Genomic DNA, 24,230 nt, shown 5'->3' on the forward strand with positions numbered 1-24,230 from the left:
TTATGAATTATATATTAATTGGAATTTTACTTTTTTTAGTTATGATTTTAATTGTATTAGTTTTGAAACTTTTAAATAAGTCTAATAGTGATGTTATAACTGATGAAGATGTTCTAAAATTAAAACTTAGTTTTTCTGATGAATTTAATAAATTAAGTGAAAAATTAAATGGAAATAACGAAAAAATTTCTAATCAACTACTTGATTTTAAAAATTCCACTAATGATAATATCATAAAAGCGGGAAAAGAAAACATTGATTCTATTTTCAATTTTAACGACAAATTAAAATCAGAGTTAAAAAAAGATTTTTTAAATCTTACTGTTGTTGTTGAGGGAAGACTTGATAAAATTAATGAAAGTGTTGAAGTCAAACTTGAAAAAAGTTTTGAAGACACAAAAAAGACTTTCAGTAATGTTATGCAAAGTTTAGGAAGACTTGATGAAGCTCAGAAGAAAATGGAATTTTTATCTAATAATGTTCAAAATTTGAATAATGTTTTGACAGATAAAAAAACACGTGGTATTTTTGGAGAAGTACAACTATATCAAGTTTTATCTTCTGCATTTGGAAATAATACAGAGATTTATCAAAAACAATATAAGCTTTCTAATGGCGCAATGGCTGATGCGGTATTATTTGCTCCAGAACCTGTGGGAACAATATGTATAGATAGTAAATTTCCATTGGAAAATTATAGAAGAATTTTTGAAGATGTAGCTGATAATAAGCAAGAAAATGAAAAGAGTTTTGAACAAAACTTAAAGAAACATATTGATGATATTTCTACTAAGTATATAATAAAAAATGAAACAACAGATCAAGCTATTTTATTTTTACCTGCTGAAGCTATATTTGCTTACTTGAATGCTTATATGCCAAAAATAGTAGAATATGCATATTCTAAACGTGTGTGGATAACTTCTCCAACAACTATGATGGCTATACTTACAACTATTCAAGCAGTTTCACAAAATTTAAAACAATCTCAATATGCTTTAGAAATACAAAAAGAATTAAATTCTCTTTCTGAAGAGTTTGAGAGATATGCTAAGAGATGGGAAACTTTAGAAAAAGATATAAATAAAGTAAGTAAGGATGTTAAAGATATTTTTACTACTTCTACAAAGATTACAAGACGTTTTGATAATATAAAAAATGTTGATGTTTTCGATAAAGATGAAGCAGAAGAAGTTCTAAAAATTACGGAATAAAGAACAAAATAGGTAGTGTATGACTAATAAAATACACTACCTAATTTTTTGTAAATTTATATTATAAAAAAATTAAAAAAATTTCAATAAAATCTAAAAAAAGTATTGCATTATTGGATTTGATGTAGTATAATATATGGGTGCTCATATGCACATAATAGGCGTTGACGAAATAGGTTGCTCAAATAAATGGCTATTTTACGGTCTTTGAGGTAATTATTTCTGAGTATGTCGAACTAGATTTCGGCGACTGGTCGCCGTATTTTTTGGAAGTGAAAATGGAACACACGGATGAGTTGATACGGAAGACCTAGTTGCATGATGCCAAAACATGCGAAACAAGGAGGTAAAAAAATTGGCAAACAAACAAAAAATCAGAATTAGATTAAGAGCTTACGATCATGAATTAATCGATAGCTCAGCACAACAAATAGTGGAATCTGCAAAAAGAACTGGTGCAGAAGTATCAGGACCTATTCCACTACCAACAGAAAAGGAAATCATTACAATCTTAAGAGCTGTTCACAAATACAAAGATAGTAGAGAACAATTCGAACAAAGAACACATAAAAGACTTATTGATATCCTAAATCCTAACCAAAAAACTTTGGAAAGTTTAAAGAAATTAAATCTTCCAAGTGGTGTAGATATCGAAATTAAGTTATAAATCTTAGAATGATTGTAAAATCAATCCGCTGTAAGTAATAGGAGGTGTACTCAATGAAGAGTATTTTAGGTAAGAAAATTGGAATGACTCAAATTTTTGCTGAAGATGGTTCAGTTATTCCGGTAACAGTAGTTGAAGCGGGCCCTATGTTCGTTACTCAAGTTAAAACTGTTGAAAATGATGGTTATAATGCAATCCAATGTGGATATGTAGACAAGAAAGAAAAGAAGGTTACAAAACCTCTTAAAGGACATTTTGACAAAGTAAGTGTTGGATATAAGAGATTTGTAAGAGAATTCAGATTAAACGAAGGCGAAACTTTTGAACCTGGACAAGAAATAAAAGTTGACTTATTTGCTGAGGGAGATAAAGTTGATGTTATCGGAACTTCAAAAGGTAAAGGTACTCAAGGTGCTATTAAGAGATGGAATTACGGAAGAGGTCCTGAAGGACACGGTTCAAAATCTCATAGAGTAGCTGGTGCTAGAAGTGCTGGTACATTCCCAGGTAGAGTACTTAAAGGTAGAAAAGCAAGTGGAAAAATGGGAAATGCAAAAAGTACTGTTCAAAATCTTGTTGTTGTAAAAGTTGACGTTGAAAAGAACCTAATTCTTGTTAAAGGTGCTATTCCAGGACCTAAAGGTGGTTTAGTAACAGTTAGAGAAGCGGTTAAAAGATAGTTTAAGGAGGATAAATAATGCCTAAGGTTAATGTTTATAACCAACTTGGAGAAGTTGTTGGTGATATAGAATTAAACGAAGCTATTTTTGGTATTGAAGTAAATGAACATGTTGTTTATGAAGTAGTAAAGAACCATTTAGCTAATAGAAGACAAGGCACTCAATCTGCTAAGACTCGTGCAGAAGTACGTGGAGGCGGAAGAAAGCCTTGGAGACAAAAAGGTACTGGTCGTGCTAGACAAGGTAGTATAAGAGCTCCTCAATGGAAGGGTGGCGGAGTAGTATTCGCACCAAAGCCAAGAAGCTACAGATACTCAGTTCCTAAAAAAGTAAGAAGACTTGCTATGAGATCAGTTCTTACTTCAAAAGTTCTTGAAGGAGAATTAAGAGTTTTAGATGCTTTAACAATTGATGCATTTAGCACAAAGAAAGCAAAAGAAATTTTGAAAAATTTAAATTTAGAAACAAAGACTATAATAGTTTTATCAGAAGGAAACGAAAAGATTGTTAAATCATTCGCTAACCTTCCAAAAGTTGAAACTGTTGTTGTAGATTATATGAATGTTTACGATTTATTGAGATTTGATAATCTTGTAATTGTAAAAGATGCCCTTTCAAAAATTGAGGAGGTGTATGCATAATGACAGCATATGATATTATTATTAAACCAGTTGTAACTGAACGTTCAATGGAAAATATGGAATCAAAAAGATACACTTTCAAAGTTGACACTAGAGCTAATAAATCAGAAATCAAAAAAGCCGTAGAAACAATTTTTGGTGTAAAAGTTAAACAAGTAAATACAATGAATATTACTGGTAAGAAAAAAAGAATGGGAGCTAATGTTGGCAAAAGACCTGATTGGAAAAAAGCCATTGTTACTCTTACAGAAGATTCTAAAGAAATTGAATTTTTTGAAAGTATTTAATATAGGAGGTAATATTAATGGCTATTAGAAAGTATAAACCAACTTCTGCTGGTGTACGTGGAATGAGCGTTTTAACTTTTGATGAAATAACTAAGACTAAACCAGAAAAGTCATTATTAGTTTCTTTATCAAAATCAGGCGGAAGAAATTCATTAGGTAGAGTTACCGTTAGACATAGAGGCGGCGGTGCTAAAAGAAAATATAGAATAATAGATTTTAAAAGAAATAAAGATGGAGTACCAGGAAAAGTTGCTTCAATCGAATACGATCCAAACAGAACTGCTAATATAGCATTAATCCATTATTTAGATGGAGAAAAGAGATATATCTTAGCTCCAGAAGGATTAAAAGTTGGAGATAAAATTGAATCAGGGGAAAATGCTGATATCGTAATCGGTAACGCATTAAAATTAAAAGATATTCCAGTTGGTACAAATGTTCATAATGTTGAGTTAAAACCAGGTAAAGGTGGACAACTTGTAAGAAGTGCAGGATCCGAAGCTCAATTAATGGGTAAAGAAGGAAGATTTGCACAATTAAGATTACCATCAGGTGAATTTAGATTAGTTCACTTAGAATGTAGAGCTACAGTTGGTCAAGTTGGTAATTTAAGTCACGAACTTATAACTATTGGTAAAGCCGGAAGATCAAGACACATGGGTAAGAGACCTCATGTTAGAGGATCTGCAATGAACCCAGTAGATCACCCTCATGGTGGTGGGGAAGGTAGAACTCCTGTAGGACGTCCAGCACCTTCAACTCCTTGGGGCAAACCAGCTTTAGGACTTAAGACTAGAAAGAAAAATAAAAAGTCTAATAAGTTCATAGTAAGAAGAAGAACTAAAAACTAATTAAGGAGGAAAACAAATGGGTAGATCTCTTAAAAAAGGACCATTTTGTGATGATCATCTTTTAAAGAAAATAGATGCATTAAATAGTGCAGATGAAAAAAAAGTTGTAAAAACTTGGTCAAGAAGAAGTACAATTTTTCCACAATTTGTTGGACATACTATAGCTGTTCATGACGGAAGAAAGCACTTACCAATATATATTACTGATGACATGGTAGGACATAAACTTGGAGAGTTCGTTTTAACAAGAACTTACAAGGGTCATGTTGGCAAAAACGAAAAAAATAGTAAAGTAAGATAATAGATAAGGAGGATATAACATGCAAGCTAAAGCAATTGCAAAATATCAAAGAATTTCACCTCTTAAAGTAAACTTTATTTGTAGAGAAATAAGAGGAAAGCATGTAGATGAAGCTTTATCTATTCTAAGATTCACTCCTAAAGCGGGTGCAAGATTATTAGAAAAGGTATTAAAATCAGCTGTTGCTAATGCGGAAAATAATCATAATTTAGATAGAAAAGACCTTTATGTATTAGAAGCTTATGCAAATGATGCTCCAGTTATGAAAAGATGGAGACCAAAAGCTAAAGGTTCAGCTTACCCAATATTAAAAAGATCAAGTCATATTGGTGTAACGGTAGCAGAAAGATAGTATAAGGAGGATAAAAAATGGGTCAAAAAGTTAATCCTCATGGGTTAAGAGTTGGAATAATAAAAGATTGGGACTCAAGATGGTTTGCCGATAAAAAAGAATTTGGTGATTTATTAGTAGAAGACCACAATATTCGTAAACTTGTTAAAAAAGAGGTAGCTCTTTCAGGAGTACCAAAAGTTGAAATAGAAAGATCAGCAAATAGAGTAAAGGTAACTGTATTTACTGCTAAACCTGGAATGGTAATTGGAAAATCAGGTGCTGGTGTTGAAGAGTTAAGAGTTAAGATTGAAAAATTAACTGGTAAAAAAGTAATTGTTAATGTTGAAGAAGTTAAGAGACCTGATTTAAGTGCTCAATTAGTTGCTGAAAACATTGCTGGACAATTAGAAAGACGTGTATCTTTTAGACGTGCTATGAAACAAGCTATGCAAAGATCATTAAAATCAGGAGCAAAAGGTATTAAAACTGCTGTTTCTGGAAGACTTGGTGGAGCAGATATGGCTAGAACTGAAGGATATTCTGAAGGAACTATTCCTCTACAAACTTTAAGAGCTGATATTGAATATGGATTTGCTGAAGCAGATACAACTTATGGAAAATTAGGCGTAAAAGTTTGGTTATATAAAGGAGAAGTTCTTCCAGGAATGAAAGCTGCAGTTGTTGAAGAAAAACCTGCAAAAAAAGACAGAAGAAACAAGAAAGACAATAAGAAAAGATTTAATAAAACTGGTGCTAAGAAAGAAGCTTAGTTGCCGGAAGGAGGAAAGAGTCTATGTTAATGCCTAAGAGAGTAAAATATCGTAGAGTTCATAGAGGCAGAATGACTGGTAAAGCTCTAAGGGGAAATACAATTTCTTATGGAGATTATGCAATTCAAGCGTTAGAACCTTGCTGGATGACTGCAAACCAAATTGAATCTGCAAGACGTGCGATGACAAGATATATAAAAAGAGGCGGTAAGATCTGGATTAAAGTATTCCCTGATAAGCCTGTTACAAAAAAACCTGCTGAAGTAAGAATGGGTTCCGGTAAAGGAGCTCCAGAATACTGGGTAGCAGTTGTTAAACCGGGTAGAGTATTATTCGAAATGAGTGGTGTTCCTGTTGATGTAGCTAGAGAAGCTATGAGACTTGCTGCTCATAAGTTACCGGTAAAGACTAAATTTATAACTCGTGAGATGAAGGAAGGTGAAGCTAATGAAAATTAAGGAAATTCGCCAAATGAATGATAGTGATTTACAAGCAAAATTAAAAGATTTAAAAGTAGAATTATTTAATTTACGTTTTCAATTAGCCACTGGACAATTAGAGAATCCTATGAGAATTGGTGGCATTAGAAAAGATATAGCTCGTGTTAAGACTATTATCAGAGAACGTGAGCTTAATGCTGGAAAGGAGGCTTAATACTATATGGAAAGAAATAGTAGAAAAGTCATAATAGGAAATGTAGTTTCTAATAAAATGGATAAGACAATTGTTGTTGAAGTTGCAACTTTTGTATCTCACCCACTTTATAAAAAACAAATGAAAAAGACTACAAAATTTAAAGCACATGATGAAAATAACGAATGTTTAATTGGTGATAGAGTTAAAATTATGGAAACAAGACCTCTTTCAAGAGAAAAGAGATGGAGACTTGTTGAGATACTTGAAAGAGTAAAATAATTTTCATCTGGAAAGGAGTATCGTATGATTCAAACAGAAAGTCGTTTAAAAGTTGCTGACAACTCTGGCGCTAAAGAACTTCTTGTTATCAGAGTACTAGGTGGTACTAATAAGAAATATGCAAAAGTTGGCGATATAGTAGTTTGTACTGTTAAAAGTGCTACACCAGGTGGAGTTGTTAAGAAAAGTGACGTTGTAAAAGCGGTAATTGTTAGAACAACAAACAGCATAAAAAGAAATGATGGAAGCTACATTAGATTCGATGATAATGCAGCAGTAATTATAAAAGATGATAAAAACCCAGTTGGTACAAGAATTTTCGGTTCAGTTACAAGAGAGCTAAGAGCTGGTAACTTTATGAAAATTATATCTCTTGCACCTGAAGTATTATAATAGGAGGTGTTAGAATGAAAATAAAATCTGGAGATACTGTTATTGTAATTGCAGGAAAAGATAAAGGTAAAACTGGTAAAGTTATAAAAACTTTAGTAAAAGAAAATAGAGTAATAGTAGAAGGAGTAAACATTCAAACTAAACACAAGAAAGCTAAAAGTCCTAAAGATGAAGCTGGTTTAATTAAAATTGAGGGAAGTATTGATGTTTCAAATGTAATGTACTTTGATACTAAAGTAAATAAACCTTCTAGAATTGGTTATGCTCTTGAAGGAGACAAAAAAGTTAGAATCAGTAAAAAAAGTGGTTCAAAAATAGATAAATAGTTGAAAGGAGGAATCTTAAGTGACTTCCAGAATGCAAGTTAAATATAAAGAAGAAATAGTTTCTGCTTTAATGGAACGTTTTAAATATAAAAATATTATGGAGGTTCCTAAACTTAATAAGATTGTTATCAATATTGGTTTAGGTTCAGCTAAAGATAATCCAAAAGTTTTAGAAAGCGCTTTAAGAGACTTAGAAATAATCTCAGGACAAAAGCCTGTAATAACTACTGCTAAGAAATCAATTGCTAATTTCAAATTAAGAGAAGGTATGAAAATTGGTACTAAAGTTACTCTTAGAGGAGAAAAGATGTATGATTTCCTAGATAGATTAGTTAACATAGCTCTTCCACGTGTAAGAGACTTTAGAGGTGTTAGCGCGTCAAGCTTTGATGGAAGAGGAAATTACGCATTAGGTATAAAAGAACAATTAATATTCCCAGAAATCGTATATGATATGATTGATCAAATAAGAGGAATGGATATTATAATAGTTACTACAGCTAAGACTGATGAAGAGTCTAAAGCATTATTAGAGCTATTAGGAATGCCTTTTAAAAAGTAGTAGGGGGAGAAATTTAATGGCTAAAAAATCAATGGTACAACGTGAATTAAAACGTCAAAAGTTAGTTGAAAAATATGCTGCAAAACGTGCAGAATTAAAAGCCAAAGGGGACTATGTTGGTTTAAGCAAATTACCAAGAAATGCTTCACCAACTCGTTTACACAATCGTTGTAAAATAACTGGACGTCCTCATGGATACATTGGAAAATATGGAATCAGCCGTATTGTGTTCCGTGAATTAGCTTACAAGGGAGAAATTCCTGGCGTTAAAAAGGCTAGTTGGTAATATTAAATAAAGGAGGAAGCTTATATGATGACTGATCCTATAGCAGATATGCTTACAAGAATTAGAAATGGTAATAACGCAAGACATTCATCTGTTGAAATACCTGCATCAAAAATGAAAAAGAATCTTGTTCAGATTTTATTAGATGAAGGTTTTATTGAAGGATATAATGTAATTGAAGATGACAAACAAGGAATCATCACAGTTGACTTAAAATATGGAAAAAATAACGAAAAAGTTATTTCAGGACTTAAGAGAATTTCAAAACCTGGCTTAAGAGTTTACGCTAGAAGCCATGAAATTCCTAAAGTTTTAGGAGGACTTGGAATCGCAATTATCTCAACATCAAAAGGAGTTGTAACTGATAAAGTTGCTAGAAAAGAAGGTATTGGTGGAGAGGTTCTTTGTTACGTTTGGTAACATGTTTAAGGATTAAAACTAAGGAGGTAAACCAATGTCAAGAATTGGATTAAAACCAATTGTTGTTCCTGCTGGAGTTGAGGTAATTTTAGGTGAAGAAAACTTCGTTGAAGTAAAAGGACCTAAAGGAAAATTAGCTCAAAAATTAAGCAGTGAAATGAACATTAAAATAGAAGGAGATACAATTAGTATAGAACGTCCTTCTGAAATAAAAAGACATAAATCACTTCATGGTTTAACAAGAACTCTTCTTGCTAACATGATTGAAGGTGTTTCAAAGGGATTTACTAAAACTTTGATTATAGAAGGAACTGGATATAGAGCAGCAAAAGCTGGAAATAAATTAACTTTAAACTTAGGATATTCTCATCCAATTGAAGTTTTAGATCCAGAAGGTATAACTGTAGAAGTTCCTGAACCAACTAAGATAGTGATTAATGGTATAGATAAACAAAAACTTGGAAACTTTGCGGCTAATATTCGTGCTCATAGAAGACCTGAACCATACAAAGGTAAGGGTGTAAGATATGAAGGAGAATATATCAGACGTAAAGTTGGTAAGACTGGTAAATAGGAAGGAGTGAAATTTAATGTTAAAGCAAATTAGCAAAAATGAAAATAGAAAAGCAAGACATGCTAGAGTAAGAAAAAAAGTTTCTGGAACTCCTGAAAAACCAAGATTAAATTTATATAGAAGTAATACTAATATATATGCTCAAATTATAGACGATACTAAGGGCGTAACTTTAGTTTCAGCTTCAACATTAGATAAAGAATTTGCTTCATTAGAATCAAAATCTAATAAAGAAGCTGCTAAAGCTGTTGGTCTAGCAATTGGTAAAAAAGCTGTTGAAAAAGGCATTACAGAAGTAGTTTTTGATAGAAGTGGTTATTTATATCACGGAAAAGTTAAAGAATTAGCTGAAGGTGCCAGAGAAGCTGGACTTAAATTTTAGTATCAGGAGGGTAATTAATGGAACTTTTAATTAAAGAAGTAGAAGGATTAGAATTAGAAGAAAGAGTAGTTGCCATCAACCGTGTTACTAAAGTAGTAAAAGGTGGTAGAAACTTTAGATTTAGCGCTCTTGTAGTAGTTGGAGATGGAAATGGACATGTTGGAGTAGGTGTTGGTAAAGCACTTGAAGTTCCTGAAGCTATCAGAAAAGGTGTACAAGATGCTAAAAAACATGTTATCAGAGTACCTCTTGTAAACACTACAATTCCTCATGAAATTGTTGGAGTTTTTGGAGCTGGTAGAGTTTTATTAAAACCTGCTGGAGCTGGTACTGGAGTTATCGCGGGTGGTCCTGTTCGTGCGGTTTGTGAACTTGCAGGAATTAAAGATGTTAGAAGTAAATCTTTAGGAACTACAAATGCTAGAAATATAGTTAATGCAACTATGGAAGGGTTAAAGAATCTTAAGAGAGCTGAAGATATAGCTAAATTAAGAGGAAAATCCGTAGAAGAAATATTAGGTTAAGGGGGGCTTTTAAAATGGCAAAGCTCAAAATAACACTTAAAAAGAGTAAAATCGGTAGAATACAAAAACATATTAAAAATGTTGAAGCTTTAGGTTTAAAAAAAGTTGGTCAAACAGTTGTTAAGGAAGATACTCCATCAATTAGAGGTATGATCAATCAAATAAGTTTTATGCTTGAAGTTGAAGAAATTTAAGGAGGTATAAAGCGTGAAGTTACATGATTTAAGACCTGCTGAAGGTGGAGGCTCAAAAGCAAGAAAAAGACTTGGTAGAGGTTACGGTTCTGGGCTAGGTAAGTACGGCGGTAAAGGACGTGACGGCCAAAATTCAAGATCAGGCGGAGGAGTAAGACCTGGATTTGAAGGTGGACAAATGCCACTATTTAGAAGACTTCCAAAAAGAGGTTTTACTAATATTTTTGCTAAACAATATGCAGAAGTAAATGTAGAACAATTAAATATTTTTGAAGATGGTACAGAAGTTACTGAAGAATTAATATTTGAAGTTAATTTAGCTAAAAGAGCTAAAGCAAAAGATGGTGTTAAGATTTTAGGTAATGGAGAATTAACTAAGAAATTAACTGTATCTTGCAGTAAATTTACTAAGAGTGCTATCGAAAAAATAGAAAGCACTGGAGGAAAGGTAGAGGTGATCTAATATGTTCAAGACTCTATCTAATGCGTGGAGAATAAAAGAAATCAGAAGTAAAATGATTTTTACATTATTGATGATTGTTGTTTATAGACTTGGTAATATAATTCCAATTCCATTTATAGACAAAAAGGTTGTTAGTCAACTTATGAGTTCAAACGCTGGTGGCTTAGTAAATCTATTAGATTTACTTGCCGGAGGTAGTTTAAAACAAATGAGTGTTTTTGCTCTAAGTATTTATCCTTACATTACAGCATCAATAGTTGTACAACTTCTTACTATTGCATTCCCAAGACTTGGAGAAATTGCAAGAGATGGTGAAATGGGTAAGAAAAAAGTTGCAAAATATACTAAAATAGGCGCAGTAATACTTGGAATATTTGAAGCTATGGCAATTGCAAATGGATTATTTGCTAAAGCTATTGTTGCTAATGGATATATTCAATCAGCATTGATTATTACATCTTTATTAGCAGGCTCAATGTTCTTAGTTTGGTTAGGTGAAATAATTACAGAAAAAGGAGTAGGTAATGGTATTTCAATTATTATCTTCCTTGGTATTGTTTCAAATTTACCAACACAAATCGGAACTTTTATTTACGGAATAATAACTGGAACAGTTGGAATTCTTACTATAATAGGTGTAGTACTAGCGGCTATTGCAATAGTTGTAATTGTTGTACTTATAAATGAAGGTGAAAGAAAAATAACAGTTCAATATGCAAAAAAAGTTGTTGGAAGGAAAATGTATGGCGGACAAGCTACTCATATTCCTGTAAAAGTTAATATGAGCGGTGTAATGCCAGTAATCTTTGCATCATCTTTATTAGCAATGCCACAAACTCTTTCATTATTATTTTCTGGTGGAACTCCAAATTGGATTAGTTCATACTTAACAGTTGAAGGTTCAGTTGGTGTGTATGTATATTCAATATTGAATTTTATATTGATAATATTGTTTGGATTCTTTTATTCATCAATTCAATTTAATACTGTTGAATACGCAAAAAATTTACAACAATACGGTGGATTTATTCCTGGAATTAGACCTGGAAAACCAACCGGAGAATATTTACAAAAAATATCAAATAGAATTACTTTCTCAGGTTCTATTATTCTAGCTTTAATTGCTTCAGCGCCAATTGTTATTTCTCGTATAAGTGGAATGAAAATTAACTTTGGTGGAACATCAGTTATAATTATAGTTGGTGTAGTAATTGAAACAATGAAGCAAATAGAATCTATGATGTTGATGAGACACTATAAAGGTTTTTTGAATAAATAGTTTATAGGAGATATAATATGAGACTAATTTTGTTAGGGCCCCCGGGAGCCGGAAAGGGAACTCAAGCGTCAAGTATCGTTGCTGAATATGGAATAACTCATATTTCAACAGGAGATATATTTAGACATAATATTAAAAATGAAACAGAACTTGGAAAAAAAGTTAAGTCTTATTTAGACAATGGACAATTAGTTCCAGATGAACTTACTATTGATTTAGTATGGGATAGACTTTCAAATGATGACTGTAAAAATGGATTCTTATTAGATGGTTTTCCAAGAACAATTAATCAAGCAGAAGCCTTACAAAAAGGCTTGGAAGAAAGAGGTCTTAAACTAGATAGAGTTATTAATATTGATGTTGATAAAAATATATTAGTAAAAAGACTTTCTGGAAGAAGAGTATGTAAGAATTGTGGAGAAACTTATCATGTTGACAACAAACCAACATCAAAAGATAGTGTTTGTGATAAATGTTCTGGTGAAGTTATTCAAAGAGCGGATGATAATGAAAAAACAGTTTTAGATCGTATAGAAGTATATGAAAACCAAACTTTTCCACTAATTGATTTTTACAAAAATTTAGGATTGATTTTAACTGTTGATGGTACTTTACCTATTGAGGATGTCTTTTCACAAATTAAGGAGTCTCTTTCTTAAAATGTCAATCATTTTGGAGAGTATACTATGGATCTAAATTTTGATTTTAAAGTAGGTCAGGTTGTAAAATCACTTAAGGGCCGGGACAAGGGCGAAGTAATGATCATAGTTGAGGTAATTAGTTCATCATTAGTAAAAATTGCTAATGGTAGTAACAGACCTCTTTCTAAACCTAAACTTAAAAAGTCAAAGCATTTGCAAATTTATAATGACGTGCTTAAAGATTTTAGTTTGAATCCATTATCATTTAATGATTCTAATTTGAGAAAATTATTAAAATCATATATACAAGATAATGTAGAAAAATAGGAGGTTCTTTAAATGTCCAAAAAGGATGTTATAGAAGTTGAAGGAACTGTTATTGAAGCTATGCCGAATACTATATTCAAGGTTAAACTTGCAAATGGTCATGAAATAACAGCTCATATATCAGGAAAATTAAGAATGAATTATATAAGAATTCTTCCAGGTGATAAGGTATTGGTTGAACTTTCACCTTATGACTTAACAAAAGGAAGAATAACTTGGCGAAACAAGTAGCATAGGAGGGACTTAAATGAAAGTAAGACCATCAGTAAAGAAAATGTGCGAAAAATGTAAAATCATCAGAAGAAAAGGTAGAGTAATGGTGATTTGTGAAAATCCAAAGCACAAACAAAAACAAGGTTAATGAAGATGGAGGTGTAGGTAACAGTGGCAAGAATTGTAGGTGTCGACTTACCAAGAGAAAAAAGGGTAGAAATAGGTTTGACTTATATCTATGGTATAGGTAGAAAGACTTCAAATGATATTCTTAGAAATGCTGGAATCAATCCAGATACAAGAGTTAAAGATTTAACTGAAGCTGAAGTTGCTTTAATAAGAGCTGAAATAGATAAATATCTTGTTGAAGGTGATTTACGTAGAGAAATCGCTATGAATATTAAGAGATTAAGAGAAATTAACTGTTACAGAGGAATCAGACATAGAAGAGGTTTACCTGTAAGAGGACAAAATACTAAAAATAATGCCAGAACTAGAAAAGGTCCAAAGAAAGTTTCTGGAACAAAAAAAGGTAAATAAGGAGGGGATTTAATTGGCAATTAAGAAACAAAAAGCTCGTGTTAAGAGAAGAGAGCGTAAAAATATTGAAAAAGGACAAGCTCATATCGTTTCTTCATTTAATAACACTATGGTAACTCTAAGTGATTTAAACGGTAATGTAATTTCTTGGGCAAGTGCTGGACAATTAGGTTTTAGAGGATCAAGAAAATCTACTCCATTTGCTGCACAACAAGCTGCTGAAGAAGCTGCAAAAAAAGCTATGGAACATGGACTAAAAGTTGTAGAAGTTTATGTTAAAGGACCTGGATCAGGTAGAGAAGCTGCTATCAGATCATTACAAGCTACTGGACTTGAAGTTAGTTTAATTAAGGATGTTACTCCAATTCCACATAATGGTTGTAGACCACCAAAGAGAAGAAGAGTGTAATTGTAAACTTTTAAAAGTATTTAAAAGTTTCAATATGAATTAGACTAAGGAGGATAAAGTCTATGACAGAAGATTTAAATACAAATATTGAAGTTTTAGATATAGATCTTGAAAAAAACTATGGTAAATTTGCTATTATGCCTCTAGATAGAGGATATGGTACTACATTAGGTAATTCTATGAGAAGAGTTCTTTTGGGGTCTCTTCCTGGATCTGCCATAGCAACTGTTAAAATTGATGGTGTTGGACATGAGTTTACAACTATTAAAGGTTCAATAGCTGATGTTCCAGAAATTTTAATTAATATAAAAGGAATTGCATTAAAGAAATTTAATGATGAGCCTGTAGTATTAGAATTAAATGTAAAAGGGCCAAAAGTTGTAACAGCTGGAGATATTTCTGAAAATCAAAATGTTGAAATAGCTAATAAAGATCATTATATAACAACTCTTAATGAAGAGGGAGAAATCAGAATGGATTTATTAGTCTTAAATGGTAAAGGCTATAGAGTTAGCGATTTGAATAAAGAATACTGTGATATTAATTCAATAGCAGTTGATTCTTCTTTCTCTCCTGTAAAGAAAGTTAACTTTACAGTAGGGAATACTAGAGTTGGACAAAGTATAGATTTTGATAAACTTGAAATTGAAGTTTGGACAAATGGAACTATAACTCCACAAGAAGCTCTTTCAACAGGTGCTGGAATTTTTATAGATTACTTAAGTCTATTTAGATCACTACCAGACATTAACCTTGATAATTCAAGTATAAAAGATGGTAAAAATTTAGACACTAATAGTGTTTTATCAAAGAGTGTTGAAGAATTAGATTTATCCCTTAGAAGTTTTAACTGTTTGAAAAGAGCAAATCTTGATACAGTTAAAGACATTATTTCTCAAGATATAGAACAACTAAAGAAAATTAAAAACTTTGGTAAGAAGTCTGTAGAAGAAGTAATAGATAAAATTCACGAATTAGGTTTAAAATTTTTAGATGAAGAATAAAAAGAGGAGGTAGTACTTTGGCTAATTTAAGAAAACTTGGACGTAGAGCAGATCATAGAGATGCAATGCTTAGAAATCAAGTTCAATCTCTTTTTGAAAATGGAAAGATTGAAACTACGTTAACAAGAGCAAAGGAAACTAGAAGAGTAGCTGAAAAGATGATAACTCTTGGTAAAAAGGGTGATCTTCATGCAAGAAGACAAGCCTTAGCTTATATTTACAAGACTGAAACAGTTCATAAGCTATTCGAAGAAATTGCTCCACTTTATAAAGAAAGAAACGGTGGATATACAAGAATATTAAAGCTAGGACCTAGACAAGGGGACTCAGCTGAAATGGCGATTTTAGAATTAGTTAAATAATTTGCTTAAAAACTAATATTAGATTTTAATATAAAATTATAAAAAGACACTGATTAAACAGTGTCTTTTTTATTTTTAAAAATGAAAAACTATTGTTTTTTACGTACATTACAAAGTAAGTTTTTAAAGCATGGAAATCCTGATATAATATCAATATTATTATTATCAGTTAATGAATTCACGTTTGCCTTACTCCATTCTTTGCTTTGATATGGAGATCCTCCTCCTATGTTAACTTCTAAATCTCCTTTTTGAATTTTGTCAGTAACTTTTGCATACATTTCTATACATCCTCTTGAATTATAAATTTCAATACAGTCACCATCTGAAATATCTCTATCGAAAGCATCAATAGGATTAATTAAAACTTCTGGTTTTGGTTGGAAATTTAATAATCCTTGTATATTTAAATGTTGTGTTCTAAACGTTGATTTTATTCTTGAGCCAGTATTTAGTATTAATGGATATTTTTCAAACAAATCTGGGGTATTTATTTGACTTTCTTCTGCATTTATATACTTTGGAAGTGGTTCATATCCATAAGATTTTAGAAGAGTTGAGTATATTTCAAATTTTCCAGTTGGTGTTGGGAATCCTATTATACCATTAGGTGTTAATAATCCTTTTTTATATTTTTCATATTGAAATTCAACTGAATTTTTTGGAAAATAATAAACACCATCTTTTTTTAGAGCATCTAATATTTCTGGAGTATTATAAAATGAAAATTCCAATAGTTCTTGATCATTTTTTGGATATTGTTCTCCAAAACCTAATTCCTCAGCAATTAATTGTAAGATATAGATATTAGATTTTGATTCTCCAATAGGTTCTATTACTCTTTCTCTTTTTTCAACTCTATCTGGATATATTACAAAACTCTCATCTTCATAATAAGTTGTAGCTGGAAGAACAACATCAGCATATAAAGAATCTTTTGTTAGAAATCTATCTACATTTACAAAGAAGTCTAAATTTAATAGTGCTTTTTCAAATAATTCTGAGTTTGGATAGTTATTTGTTATTGCAGCACCAACATTTAATAGTCCTTTTATTTCGTAAGGTTCCTTACTCAAAACTGCTTTAGGAAACATCATAAATTGTGGTTGAGAAAGAAGTTTTATAAAAAGTGGGAATTCTTTTTCTCCAATCATTCTTAAATGCATATCTTTAATATTTGGAGTTTTAACTCTATCATACATATTTTTTGTTTTTGGCTTAATTAGAAGCCCACCTTTAACATCTAAATTTTTAGACAGAGCCCATAGAGTATATAAACTTCTTATTGTTTGAACCCCAGAATTTGAATATTCAAGTCCAGTATAAGTTATTAATGCAGCAGGTTCATTTGTAATAAGTTTTGCAAATTTGATAAAATTATCTTCGCTAATATTTGTCATCTTAATACAGGAACCAATAGAAAAATCTTTAATATATTCTAAAAAGTCTTTTTTACCATAAGTGTATTTTTCTAAGAATTCTTTATCTAACATATTATTATTAAACATATAATTTAATAATGATAATATAAAATATCCATCAGTTCCAGATTTAATTGGTATGTATAAATCAGCAATTTCGGCAATATCACATTTATAATGGTCTATAACAATAATTTTACAGCCTCTTCTTTTTGCTTTTAATATTCTATCATATTTAAATGGGGGAGAATCTGTTTTTGGATTTGTTCCCCAAATAACAAGGAGATTTGTGTTTTCAATATCAGGTTCCAACCATGTTGCAGGGAATCCCATTGTTGTTATTGGGGCAAAAACACCATAACTTACATAACAAAGAGAACCTACACTACTATTATTTAGTGATCCTATTGGAGAAAAAAATCCGCCAGGTGCTTTGCCGGGAGATTTTACATGGACATAATCATCTGTACTATATTCAAATCCGCCTCTACCAACATGACTCATAAGAGCATGAGGACCATTTGATTTAATAATTCTATTAAAATTTTCTCCTATATACTTAATAGCTTCGTCCCAACTAGCTTCTCTAAATTTACCTTCACCTTTTTTTCCAACTCTAATAAGAGGTTTTTTTAGTCTATCATTAGAATTTACAATCTCATCTGAATATAATCCTCTTAAGCAAATTGCAGATGGTTTTTTTTCGCCAGAAGGTTTAATATTTTTAATATGTCCATCTATTAATTCAATTTCAACTTGGCAATCTCCAGGACAAATTCCGCAAATGCAATTTTTCTTAGTCAAAATATTATCTCCTTTATTTTACTTTTCTAGGTTTATATATCTTATTTAGAATGTCTTGTGTACTTACATCTTTTGTAATTATTCCAAATTCTTTATAGTCATTAATTACTTGATTTAAAGTTTTTTCCATTTGTTCATCAGTTACTTTAAAGTTATATGTTTGTAAAAACTTATAATCTGATTCTATATCTCCTGATCCCCAGTTATTTGCTTTCATTAACTTTGCTGCATCATATTTGTTATCTTCAATCCAATTACTAGCTTCTTTATGAGCTTCTACAAGTTTAGCAGCAGTAATAGGATTTTGTTCAACAAAAGTTTTATTTAATATTAATGTGCAGCAAGGTTCTTCTTTAAAATCATCATCAAAAGTTATTGATCTTATAGATCTTAATTCACCGCTATCAACAAATTTTTTTGCAAATTGATCAGATAATATTGCAGCATGAACTTCTCCGTTTTTCATAGCTTGAATTGTTGCAGCTGATTCTATAGGTTTAAATTTAACACTTTTATAGTCAACACCATCTCTGAATAAGAATCTAAGAGCGATATTATGATCATGTCCTCCAATACCACCACCAGATATTGCAACTTCTTTTCCAACTAAGTCTTTTGTTGATTTTATATCTGAATTATTAAGAACATATAAACTTCTACAACCAGTTTGAGCTGCTCTAGCAAAAACCATATCAACACCATTAAATGCTGGGACCATTGAAGCTGCAATATGATTTGTTGTTGCATCTAATTTTCCAGTACCAATGGCATCAAGCATATTAGGAGTATTAATAATTTCAGCATCTAGTCCATATTTAGCAAAAAAACCTTTAACTTGAGCTACTCCAAGACCACTAGTACATAAGGCGCCTTCAAATCCAACTTTAATTTTTTTTCCATAGTATGGTTCTTTTTTCCACTGTTCCTCTAAATTAGGATCATTTAAATTAACAGTTTCCATTTTTAAATTAGAATTGTTTACTTCAGTAGATTCGTTTTTTGACGAACTGTTTTCTACTTTCTTTGCAGTTTGTCCACAAGCACTTAGTCCAATACTTATACAAACTAACATACATAATTTTGAATACATTTTTTTCATAGTTTTCCTCCTAATAAAATTTATATATTATATTAATATATTTACATATTTATTATAACACAATAAATGTTTATTTTTTAATATTTTATTATATTAATTTCTAATAAAAAATTTTTTATAATTAATAAAACTTATAATTAGAAATAATTAGTTAAAAATAAAAGACATATGTTATTGTTTTCTTTTAAAAAACATATAGTAAGAAGTATAAAATATTATAGTAAAATACATTAAGATAATTTTGTTAATAATTACTAAAAGTAGTTTTTATTTAAATGACTTTTTATTAGATTTTCTTGTATTTTATAGCATATTAGAGTATAATTATAGTGATATATTTTATTTTAAAAATGGAGTTTTGTGCATATGGATAATATTATTTATTTTGATAATTCTGCAACTACAAGTTTATATGAAGAAGTTTACGATGCAATGGATGAGTTTATGATAAAAAATTACTCAAATCCATCTTCAGTTTATGAATTTTCACAAAAATCTAGAGTTGCAATTGAAAAATCAAGAGAGAATATTTCAACATATATAAATGCAGATAAGAATGAATTATTTTTTACATCAGGAGGAACAGAAGCAGATAATTGGGCATTGATCGGACCTACATTATTTAAAGGTCATAATACTGGTCATATTATTGTTAGTTCTTTTGAACATTCGGCAGTAATAGAAACATCAAAATTCTTAAATAAATTAGGATTTGATGTTACTTTTATTAATCCTAATAAGGAAGGTTTTATAGATGTAAAAGATGTAGTTAATGCATTAAGAAAAGATACAGTTTTAGTATCTATAATGTATGTAAATAATGAAATCGGAACTATTCAAGATATAAAAACGATATGTAAAGCTGTTAAAGATAAAAATCCTAATATTATATTTCACACAGATGCAGTTCAAGCTTTACCAGAGATTAGAATCAATGTCAAAGACTTAAATGTTGATTTGCTTTCTATATCTGGTCATAAAGTGCACGCACCAAAAGGAATTGGAGCCTTATATATTAAATCAGGTATAGATATTGAAAATTTTATATTTGGCGGAAGTCAAGAACGTTCTAGACGTGCTGGAACAGAAAATGTAGCAGGTATTGTAGGGTTTTCTAAAGCTATTGATATTTTGAGAAAGTCAATAGATATAAATATTTCAAAAAGATTTTCTTTAAGAGATTATTTTTTAACTAAATTACAAGATAATATACCAAAATATGTTATCAACGGATCTCTAGATAACAGAGCTTCAGGGAATATAAACATTTCTTTTCCTGGAGTTGATAAAGAAATGATAATCATGAGTATGGATCTTCGAGGAATTTGCATTTCGGGAGGATCAGCTTGTAGCAGCGGTGCTGTTGAGAATTCACATGTTTTAGAATCGATGGGCTTAGATGATGAATTAAAAAATAGCGCAATTAGAATTAGTTTTAGTGAAAATAATTCATTTGAAGAAATAGATGAGTTTATTATAGCTTTAAAAGAAATAATTGATTAGATGGAGGTAACATGCCAAATTTTGATTTGTTTTTAAATATTACTATAAAGATATTGATTGCAATTTTATTAGTTGTTGGAATATATGTTTCAATTCAATTTTCTAATAAAAGGCTAGAAAATGGAGAAAAAATAAAATTTAATAAATATAAGGTTTTAAGAATTACACTTTGTATTCTATCTATATTTATAATGTATATACTATTTAGAACATATACTATTTTAAAGGTTACTTTATATACTTTTTTAGCATCTGTAATTATAGCATATATTTTAAATCCTTTTATGAAATTTTTAGAGAAAAAGAATATAAAAAGATTGTATGCAATAATACTTATTTATGTTATAATAGCACTTTCAATCTTTATTTTAGCAATAGGAATATTTCCAAGTACATTTAAACAGTTTAAACATTTACTATTTTCATTACCAGATATGGTAAGAAATTTTGTTGATTATAGTGAAAGTATTAGACAAAATTTATTTACAAATGTTCCTTTTATTAATCAAATGATAACAAGTGTAAATGGTCAACTTGTAAAAATTGCGAATACCATGCTAGCATCCTCTGGAACTTGGATAACAGGAATGGTTGCAGGAATATCAAATTTTATTGGTATCATAATTCAGTTAATTTTAATTCCTGTTATAACGTTTTATTTGTTGCTTGAAAAAGATAAAATATTGAATGCGATTAGTAAAAGTGTGCCAGATAAGTATGAGAATTTTTTTGTTAAAGTTTGGAAAGAAATTGATGAATCTTTATCTATGTTCGTAAGAGGTAGAATTATAATGGCAATATTTGTTGGTGTTGCTACTATGATATACTTAATGGTATTTAGAATTGAATTCTCCTTTGTAATAGGGGTTATTACATGTGTAGCAGATATTATACCTTACATAGGACCGTTTTTAGGATTTATTCCTGCAGTTTTACTTGCATTATTTAAAGGACCATTTACTGCATTATGGGTTGCAGCATTGTTTGGTTTTGTACAATGGTTAGAAAATAACATATTAGGACCAAAAATACTTGGAGACAGCACTGGAATGCATCCTCTTATAGTTTTAATTTTATTAATTGTTGGTGGAGGAATGTTTGGAGTATTAGGAATGATTTTCTCTGTACCAGTCGCAGCTGTAGTTAAGATAATTTATGATAATACTAAACCGTATGTAAAAAAATATTTATATAAAGATAAAAATGAGAATTAAGAGGGAAATATGAGAAAATTAGGATTAAATGAAATTAGAGAAGAATATTTAGATTTTTTTGAAAGTAAGGGACATTTACGTTTAAAAAGTTATCCTTTAATTCCAAATAATGATAAAAGTTTATTACTTATTAATGCTGGAATGGCTCCTTTAAAAGACTATTTTACAGGTGTAAAAAAAATGAGTAAAAATAGAGCAACTTCAAGTCAAAAATGTATTAGAACTGCTGATATTGATAATGTAGGAAAAACTCAAAGACATGGAACTTTCTTTGAAATGTTAGGTAATTTCTCCTTTGGTGATTATTTTAAGAGGGAAGCTATTACATGGGCTTGGGAGTTTTTAACTGATAGATTGGAAATTAATAAAGATTTATTATCTGTTACAGTTTACGAAGAAGATGATGAAGCTTATAATATTTGGAAAAATGAGATTGGATTACCTGCAGAAAAAATTCAGAGATTAGGAAAAGAAGATAATTTTTGGGAATTAGAAGTTGGCCCTTGTGGTCCTTGTTCTGAAATTATGTATGATAGAGGAGAAAAATATACAAATCCAGATGATAGATTTATGGAAATTTGGAATTTAGTATTCACTCAATTCAATAAAGATAAAGATGGAAATTATCAAAGATTAGAGCATCCAAATATTGATACTGGTATGGGGCTTGAAAGAATAACTCTTGTTTTAGAAGAAAAAGATAATATATTTGAAATAGGATTAATTGATACTATTATTAAGAAAATTGAAGAAATTTCTGGAGTTAGATATAAATCAAATGAAATTTCAGACATATCAATAAGAGTAATTGCTGATCATGCTAGAGCTATGACATTCTTAATTTATGATGGAGTAATTCCAAGTAATGAGCAAAGAGGATATGTTTTAAGAAGACTTATTAGACGTGCTGCAAGACATGGTAAATTATTAGGTATCAAGGAAAATTTCTTAGTAGATGTTTCAAAGGTTGTAATGGAAGCATATAATATGGAATATCCTGAATTGTTAGAAGATAGCGAAAGAATATTTAAAATTTTAAACGCTGAAGAATCAAAATTCCAAGAAACTATTGAACAAGGTTTAGGAATTTTAAATGCATATATTGAAGAAGAAAAATCTATACATTCAAATGTTTTACCTGGAGATAAAGCCTTTAAATTATACGATACTTATGGTTTTCCTTTAGATTTAACAAAAGAAATATTAGAAGAAGAAAAAATGACAGTAGATGAAGAAGCTTTTAATAAAAACATGCAAGATCAAAAGATAAGAGCCAGAGAAGGAAGAAATGTTTCATCTGCTGGATGGAGTGAAAAAAATACTGATTATTTGAAAGCTTTAGAAACAACTGAATTTTTAGGCTATACTGATAATGAGTGTACTGGAAAAGTTATAAAATTATTCAAGGATGAAAAAGAAGTTTCAACTTTAAAACAAGGTGATAAAGCTCTTTTAGTATCTGATAGAACTGTTTTTTATGGTGAAGGTGGTGGACAAGTAGGAGACATTGGAACTATAGAAGGTACAGATTGTGAAATTAAAGTATTAGATACAAAGAAAAATAAAAATAATGGTATATTTCATAGTGTAGAAGTAGTAAGTGGAACAGTTAATTTAGGAGATGAATTAACATTTAAAATTGACATTAATAATAGACGTGACATTATGAAAAACCACTCTGCAACTCATTTATTACATCAAGCATTAATTGAAGTATTAGGAAATCATATTAATCAAGCTGGTTCTTTAGTAGATGCAAATAAATTAAGATTTGATATTACTCATTTTGAAGCTGTAAGTCAAGAAGATTTAAAGAGAGTAGAACAAATAGTTAATGATAAAATTGCTTTGAATTTAAATACTATTATTAAAGAAATGACTTTAGAAGAGTCTTCAAAAATGGGAGCAATTGGACTTTTTGAAGATAAATATAAAGATGTTGTTAGAGTAGTATCATTTGGTGGTTGGTCAATTGAACTTTGTGGTGGAACTCATGTTAAAAATGTTAGTGAAATTCAAATGTTTAAAATAACTTCCGAATCAAGTGTTGCTGCTGGAGTTAGAAGAATTGAAGCTATTACTGGAAGAAGTGTATATGAATATTTAAAGAAAACTGAAAATCAAATTGATGAAGTATCAAATATTTTGAAATGTAAAAAGCCTGAGCTTGTTTCTAAGGTTGAATCTGTAAATGAAGAAATAAAATCTTTAGAAAAAGAATTAAAGGAATTAAAATCACAAATAGCTTTAAATAGTTTAGATTCATTTATAGCTGAAAAGAAAGATATAGATGGAATATCTTTCATTGCAAAAAAAGTAGAATTTGAAAATCAAAATGATTTAAGAGATCTAATTGATAAATTAAGGGATAAATTGGGTACAAGTGTAATAGTATTTGCTAATGTTTATCAAGGAAAACTTACTTTCACTGTTGGTGTAAGTAAAGACTTAAATGCAAGAAAAATAAATGCTGGAAATATTGTTAAAGAAGTTGCAAAATTAGTTGGTGGAAATGGTGGAGGTAGACCAGATATAGCATCAGCTGGTGGAAAAGACTTAAGTAAAGTTGATTTTGCTTTAGAAAATGCAGAAGAAATTTTAAAAGCTCAATTTTAGAAAATATAGGAGGG

The 24,230-nt window shown here is 30.2% G+C and carries 36 protein-coding genes; 34 read left to right on the forward strand and 2 right to left on the reverse strand.

Going from position 1 to position 24,230, the window contains the following annotated elements; all coding sequences use genetic code 11:
- Positions 1–2: 2 nt before the first annotated feature.
- The 31 genes from LW893_RS01275 (at position 3) to rplQ (ending at position 15,559) form a co-directional block, all read left to right on the forward strand.
- Positions 3–1,214, forward strand: a complete 1,212-nt coding sequence (locus LW893_RS01275) for a DNA recombination protein RmuC (RefSeq protein WP_233055429.1) — start codon at positions 3–5, stop codon at positions 1,212–1,214.
- Between the two features lie 331 nt (positions 1,215–1,545).
- On the forward strand, positions 1,546–1,881 hold the full coding sequence (gene rpsJ, locus LW893_RS01280) for a 30S ribosomal protein S10 (protein ID WP_004833624.1): 336 nt from the start codon (positions 1,546–1,548) through the stop codon (positions 1,879–1,881).
- Positions 1,882–1,934: 53 nt separating this feature from the next.
- Positions 1,935–2,561, forward strand: a complete 627-nt coding sequence (gene rplC, locus LW893_RS01285; RefSeq protein ID WP_233055430.1) for a 50S ribosomal protein L3 — start codon at positions 1,935–1,937, stop codon at positions 2,559–2,561.
- A gap of 17 nt (positions 2,562–2,578) precedes the next feature.
- Positions 2,579–3,202 carry a 50S ribosomal protein L4 gene (gene rplD / locus LW893_RS01290; protein WP_233055431.1) on the forward strand — a complete coding sequence of 208 codons (624 nt, stop codon included), beginning with the start codon at positions 2,579–2,581 and terminating at the stop codon, positions 3,200–3,202.
- On the forward strand, positions 3,199–3,489 hold the full coding sequence (gene rplW / locus LW893_RS01295; RefSeq protein WP_172965474.1) for a 50S ribosomal protein L23: 291 nt from the start codon (positions 3,199–3,201) through the stop codon (positions 3,487–3,489). Before rplD ends, rplW begins: the two co-directional genes overlap by 4 nt.
- A gap of 17 nt (positions 3,490–3,506) precedes the next feature.
- Positions 3,507–4,340 (forward strand): 50S ribosomal protein L2, encoded by an 834-nt coding sequence (gene rplB / locus LW893_RS01300; protein ID WP_233055432.1) that lies wholly within the window; start codon positions 3,507–3,509, stop codon positions 4,338–4,340.
- Between the two features lie 16 nt (positions 4,341–4,356).
- Positions 4,357–4,641: a 30S ribosomal protein S19 gene (gene rpsS / locus LW893_RS01305; protein WP_009372520.1), complete on the forward strand. Its 285-nt coding sequence runs from the start codon at positions 4,357–4,359 to the stop codon at positions 4,639–4,641.
- A 19-nt stretch (positions 4,642–4,660) separates the two neighbouring features.
- Positions 4,661–4,993: a 50S ribosomal protein L22 gene (gene rplV / locus LW893_RS01310; RefSeq protein ID WP_004833617.1), complete on the forward strand. Its 333-nt coding sequence runs from the start codon at positions 4,661–4,663 to the stop codon at positions 4,991–4,993.
- Positions 4,994–5,010: 17 nt separating this feature from the next.
- Positions 5,011–5,745: a 30S ribosomal protein S3 gene (gene rpsC / locus LW893_RS01315; protein WP_233055433.1), complete on the forward strand. Its 735-nt coding sequence runs from the start codon at positions 5,011–5,013 to the stop codon at positions 5,743–5,745.
- A 23-nt stretch (positions 5,746–5,768) separates the two neighbouring features.
- Positions 5,769–6,203 (forward strand): 50S ribosomal protein L16, encoded by a 435-nt coding sequence (gene rplP, locus LW893_RS01320; RefSeq protein WP_004833615.1) that lies wholly within the window; start codon positions 5,769–5,771, stop codon positions 6,201–6,203.
- The gene (gene rpmC, locus LW893_RS01325) at positions 6,193–6,399 is read left to right on the forward strand and encodes a 50S ribosomal protein L29 (RefSeq protein WP_009448199.1); all 207 of its coding nucleotides are present in this window, start codon (positions 6,193–6,195) and stop codon (positions 6,397–6,399) included. Before rplP ends, rpmC begins: the two co-directional genes overlap by 11 nt.
- 6 nt (positions 6,400–6,405) lie before the next feature.
- A complete protein-coding gene (gene rpsQ, locus LW893_RS01330) occupies positions 6,406–6,660 on the forward strand; it encodes a 30S ribosomal protein S17 (RefSeq protein WP_004833613.1) in 255 nt (84 codons plus the stop codon).
- 24 nt (positions 6,661–6,684) lie between these two features.
- Positions 6,685–7,053 carry a 50S ribosomal protein L14 gene (gene rplN / locus LW893_RS01335; RefSeq protein WP_009372516.1) on the forward strand — a complete coding sequence of 123 codons (369 nt, stop codon included), beginning with the start codon at positions 6,685–6,687 and terminating at the stop codon, positions 7,051–7,053.
- 14 nt (positions 7,054–7,067) lie between these two features.
- The gene (gene rplX, locus LW893_RS01340) at positions 7,068–7,379 is read left to right on the forward strand and encodes a 50S ribosomal protein L24 (protein WP_233055434.1); all 312 of its coding nucleotides are present in this window, start codon (positions 7,068–7,070) and stop codon (positions 7,377–7,379) included.
- A 19-nt stretch (positions 7,380–7,398) separates the two neighbouring features.
- On the forward strand, positions 7,399–7,941 hold the full coding sequence (rplE, locus tag LW893_RS01345) for a 50S ribosomal protein L5 (protein ID WP_009372736.1): 543 nt from the start codon (positions 7,399–7,401) through the stop codon (positions 7,939–7,941).
- A gap of 16 nt (positions 7,942–7,957) precedes the next feature.
- A complete protein-coding gene (gene rpsN / locus LW893_RS01350) occupies positions 7,958–8,227 on the forward strand; it encodes a 30S ribosomal protein S14 (protein WP_004833609.1) in 270 nt (89 codons plus the stop codon).
- Positions 8,228–8,251: 24 nt separating this feature from the next.
- Positions 8,252–8,647, forward strand: coding sequence for a 30S ribosomal protein S8 (gene rpsH, locus LW893_RS01355; RefSeq protein WP_004833608.1), 396 nt, complete (start codon positions 8,252–8,254; stop codon positions 8,645–8,647).
- A 34-nt stretch (positions 8,648–8,681) separates the two neighbouring features.
- Positions 8,682–9,221, forward strand: coding sequence for a 50S ribosomal protein L6 (gene rplF / locus LW893_RS01360; protein ID WP_233055435.1), 540 nt, complete (start codon positions 8,682–8,684; stop codon positions 9,219–9,221).
- 16 nt (positions 9,222–9,237) lie between these two features.
- The gene (rplR, locus tag LW893_RS01365) at positions 9,238–9,603 is read left to right on the forward strand and encodes a 50S ribosomal protein L18 (protein ID WP_233055436.1); all 366 of its coding nucleotides are present in this window, start codon (positions 9,238–9,240) and stop codon (positions 9,601–9,603) included.
- 17 nt (positions 9,604–9,620) lie between these two features.
- Entirely contained in the window at positions 9,621–10,127 is a 507-nt protein-coding gene (gene rpsE / locus LW893_RS01370; RefSeq protein ID WP_269836877.1) for a 30S ribosomal protein S5, read from the forward strand.
- Between the two features lie 14 nt (positions 10,128–10,141).
- Positions 10,142–10,321, forward strand: coding sequence for a 50S ribosomal protein L30 (rpmD, locus tag LW893_RS01375; protein WP_233055437.1), 180 nt, complete (start codon positions 10,142–10,144; stop codon positions 10,319–10,321).
- Positions 10,322–10,334: 13 nt separating this feature from the next.
- The gene (rplO, locus tag LW893_RS01380) at positions 10,335–10,784 is read left to right on the forward strand and encodes a 50S ribosomal protein L15 (protein WP_233055438.1); all 450 of its coding nucleotides are present in this window, start codon (positions 10,335–10,337) and stop codon (positions 10,782–10,784) included.
- 1 nt (position 10,785) lies between these two features.
- The gene (gene secY, locus LW893_RS01385) at positions 10,786–12,063 is read left to right on the forward strand and encodes a preprotein translocase subunit SecY (RefSeq protein ID WP_233055439.1); all 1,278 of its coding nucleotides are present in this window, start codon (positions 10,786–10,788) and stop codon (positions 12,061–12,063) included.
- 17 nt (positions 12,064–12,080) lie between these two features.
- Positions 12,081–12,722 carry an adenylate kinase gene (locus tag LW893_RS01390; RefSeq protein WP_233055440.1) on the forward strand — a complete coding sequence of 214 codons (642 nt, stop codon included), beginning with the start codon at positions 12,081–12,083 and terminating at the stop codon, positions 12,720–12,722.
- A 27-nt stretch (positions 12,723–12,749) separates the two neighbouring features.
- Positions 12,750–13,031: a hypothetical protein gene (locus tag LW893_RS01395; RefSeq protein WP_233055441.1), complete on the forward strand. Its 282-nt coding sequence runs from the start codon at positions 12,750–12,752 to the stop codon at positions 13,029–13,031.
- Positions 13,032–13,043: 12 nt separating this feature from the next.
- Entirely contained in the window at positions 13,044–13,262 is a 219-nt protein-coding gene (infA, locus tag LW893_RS01400; protein WP_233055442.1) for a translation initiation factor IF-1, read from the forward strand.
- 16 nt (positions 13,263–13,278) lie between these two features.
- Positions 13,279–13,392: a 50S ribosomal protein L36 gene (gene rpmJ, locus LW893_RS01405; RefSeq protein WP_004833592.1), complete on the forward strand. Its 114-nt coding sequence runs from the start codon at positions 13,279–13,281 to the stop codon at positions 13,390–13,392.
- 23 nt (positions 13,393–13,415) lie between these two features.
- Positions 13,416–13,784 carry a 30S ribosomal protein S13 gene (gene rpsM / locus LW893_RS01410; RefSeq protein ID WP_004833591.1) on the forward strand — a complete coding sequence of 123 codons (369 nt, stop codon included), beginning with the start codon at positions 13,416–13,418 and terminating at the stop codon, positions 13,782–13,784.
- Positions 13,785–13,797: 13 nt separating this feature from the next.
- The gene (gene rpsK / locus LW893_RS01415; protein ID WP_004833590.1) at positions 13,798–14,193 is read left to right on the forward strand and encodes a 30S ribosomal protein S11; all 396 of its coding nucleotides are present in this window, start codon (positions 13,798–13,800) and stop codon (positions 14,191–14,193) included.
- Positions 14,194–14,255: 62 nt separating this feature from the next.
- Positions 14,256–15,197 carry a DNA-directed RNA polymerase subunit alpha gene (locus tag LW893_RS01420; protein WP_233055443.1) on the forward strand — a complete coding sequence of 314 codons (942 nt, stop codon included), beginning with the start codon at positions 14,256–14,258 and terminating at the stop codon, positions 15,195–15,197.
- Between the two features lie 17 nt (positions 15,198–15,214).
- Entirely contained in the window at positions 15,215–15,559 is a 345-nt protein-coding gene (gene rplQ, locus LW893_RS01425) for a 50S ribosomal protein L17 (protein ID WP_233055444.1), read from the forward strand.
- 89 nt (positions 15,560–15,648) lie between these two features.
- Here rplQ and LW893_RS01430 read toward each other — a convergent pair whose 3' ends face one another.
- Both LW893_RS01430 and LW893_RS01435 read right to left on the reverse strand, forming a co-directional pair.
- Positions 15,649–17,784 carry a molybdopterin-containing oxidoreductase family protein gene (locus tag LW893_RS01430; protein WP_233055445.1) on the reverse strand — a complete coding sequence of 712 codons (2,136 nt, stop codon included), beginning with the start codon at positions 17,782–17,784 and terminating at the stop codon, positions 15,649–15,651.
- Positions 17,785–17,797: 13 nt separating this feature from the next.
- Complete coding sequence (locus LW893_RS01435; protein WP_233055446.1) at positions 17,798–18,883, reverse strand: ABC transporter substrate-binding protein; 1,086 nt, start codon at positions 18,881–18,883, stop codon at positions 17,798–17,800.
- Positions 18,884–19,249: 366 nt separating this feature from the next.
- On the opposite strand from LW893_RS01435, the gene LW893_RS01440 reads away from it, so the two are divergent.
- Genes LW893_RS01440 through alaS form a run of 3 tightly spaced genes read left to right on the forward strand, consistent with a single transcriptional unit; the run spans position 19,250 to position 24,216 of the window.
- The gene (locus LW893_RS01440) at positions 19,250–20,386 is read left to right on the forward strand and encodes a cysteine desulfurase family protein (protein WP_233055447.1); all 1,137 of its coding nucleotides are present in this window, start codon (positions 19,250–19,252) and stop codon (positions 20,384–20,386) included.
- Between the two features lie 11 nt (positions 20,387–20,397).
- On the forward strand, positions 20,398–21,600 hold the full coding sequence (locus tag LW893_RS01445; protein WP_233055448.1) for an AI-2E family transporter: 1,203 nt from the start codon (positions 20,398–20,400) through the stop codon (positions 21,598–21,600).
- Positions 21,601–21,609: 9 nt separating this feature from the next.
- The gene (alaS, locus tag LW893_RS01450) at positions 21,610–24,216 is read left to right on the forward strand and encodes an alanine--tRNA ligase (RefSeq protein ID WP_233055449.1); all 2,607 of its coding nucleotides are present in this window, start codon (positions 21,610–21,612) and stop codon (positions 24,214–24,216) included.
- Positions 24,217–24,230: the final 14 nt, after the last annotated feature.

Origin of the sequence: Parvimonas micra (assembly GCF_021300775.1) — a bacterium.
In the GTDB taxonomy this organism is placed as follows: Bacteria; Bacillota; Clostridia; order Tissierellales; family Peptoniphilaceae; genus Parvimonas.

Bases quoted from the DNA above. Each gene is read 5' to 3' on its own strand.
- LW893_RS01275 (WP_233055429.1), top strand. From the start codon at position 3: ATGAATTATATATTAATTGGAATTTTACTTTTTTTAGTTATGATTTTA.
- rpsN (WP_004833609.1), top strand. From the start codon at position 7,958: ATGGCTAAAAAATCAATGGTACAACGTGAATTAAAACGTCAAAAGTTA.
- rplR (WP_233055436.1), top strand. From the start codon at position 9,238: ATGTTAAAGCAAATTAGCAAAAATGAAAATAGAAAAGCAAGACATGCT.
- rpmD (WP_233055437.1), top strand. From the start codon at position 10,142: ATGGCAAAGCTCAAAATAACACTTAAAAAGAGTAAAATCGGTAGAATA.
- LW893_RS01440 (WP_233055447.1), top strand. From the start codon at position 19,250: ATGGATAATATTATTTATTTTGATAATTCTGCAACTACAAGTTTATAT.
- rpmC (WP_009448199.1), top strand. From the start codon at position 6,193: ATGAAAATTAAGGAAATTCGCCAAATGAATGATAGTGATTTACAAGCA.
- rplX (WP_233055434.1), top strand. From the start codon at position 7,068: ATGAAAATAAAATCTGGAGATACTGTTATTGTAATTGCAGGAAAAGAT.
- rplP (WP_004833615.1), top strand. From the start codon at position 5,769: ATGTTAATGCCTAAGAGAGTAAAATATCGTAGAGTTCATAGAGGCAGA.
- LW893_RS01445 (WP_233055448.1), top strand. From the start codon at position 20,398: ATGCCAAATTTTGATTTGTTTTTAAATATTACTATAAAGATATTGATT.
- LW893_RS01390 (WP_233055440.1), top strand. From the start codon at position 12,081: ATGAGACTAATTTTGTTAGGGCCCCCGGGAGCCGGAAAGGGAACTCAA.
- rplB (WP_233055432.1), top strand. From the start codon at position 3,507: ATGGCTATTAGAAAGTATAAACCAACTTCTGCTGGTGTACGTGGAATG.
- rplV (WP_004833617.1), top strand. From the start codon at position 4,661: ATGCAAGCTAAAGCAATTGCAAAATATCAAAGAATTTCACCTCTTAAA.
- rplC (WP_233055430.1), top strand. From the start codon at position 1,935: ATGAAGAGTATTTTAGGTAAGAAAATTGGAATGACTCAAATTTTTGCT.
- LW893_RS01435 (WP_233055446.1), bottom strand. From the start codon at position 18,883: ATGAAAAAAATGTATTCAAAATTATGTATGTTAGTTTGTATAAGTATT.
- rplD (WP_233055431.1), top strand. From the start codon at position 2,579: ATGCCTAAGGTTAATGTTTATAACCAACTTGGAGAAGTTGTTGGTGAT.
- rpsJ (WP_004833624.1), top strand. From the start codon at position 1,546: ATGCGAAACAAGGAGGTAAAAAAATTGGCAAACAAACAAAAAATCAGA.
- rpsE (WP_269836877.1), top strand. From the start codon at position 9,621: ATGGAACTTTTAATTAAAGAAGTAGAAGGATTAGAATTAGAAGAAAGA.
- rpsC (WP_233055433.1), top strand. From the start codon at position 5,011: ATGGGTCAAAAAGTTAATCCTCATGGGTTAAGAGTTGGAATAATAAAA.
- rpsS (WP_009372520.1), top strand. From the start codon at position 4,357: ATGGGTAGATCTCTTAAAAAAGGACCATTTTGTGATGATCATCTTTTA.
- rpmJ (WP_004833592.1), top strand. From the start codon at position 13,279: ATGAAAGTAAGACCATCAGTAAAGAAAATGTGCGAAAAATGTAAAATC.
- rplF (WP_233055435.1), top strand. From the start codon at position 8,682: ATGTCAAGAATTGGATTAAAACCAATTGTTGTTCCTGCTGGAGTTGAG.
- LW893_RS01395 (WP_233055441.1), top strand. From the start codon at position 12,750: ATGGATCTAAATTTTGATTTTAAAGTAGGTCAGGTTGTAAAATCACTT.
- rplN (WP_009372516.1), top strand. From the start codon at position 6,685: ATGATTCAAACAGAAAGTCGTTTAAAAGTTGCTGACAACTCTGGCGCT.
- rpsH (WP_004833608.1), top strand. From the start codon at position 8,252: ATGATGACTGATCCTATAGCAGATATGCTTACAAGAATTAGAAATGGT.
- alaS (WP_233055449.1), top strand. From the start codon at position 21,610: ATGAGAAAATTAGGATTAAATGAAATTAGAGAAGAATATTTAGATTTT.
- rpsQ (WP_004833613.1), top strand. From the start codon at position 6,406: ATGGAAAGAAATAGTAGAAAAGTCATAATAGGAAATGTAGTTTCTAAT.
- secY (WP_233055439.1), top strand. From the start codon at position 10,786: ATGTTCAAGACTCTATCTAATGCGTGGAGAATAAAAGAAATCAGAAGT.
- LW893_RS01420 (WP_233055443.1), top strand. From the start codon at position 14,256: ATGACAGAAGATTTAAATACAAATATTGAAGTTTTAGATATAGATCTT.
- infA (WP_233055442.1), top strand. From the start codon at position 13,044: ATGTCCAAAAAGGATGTTATAGAAGTTGAAGGAACTGTTATTGAAGCT.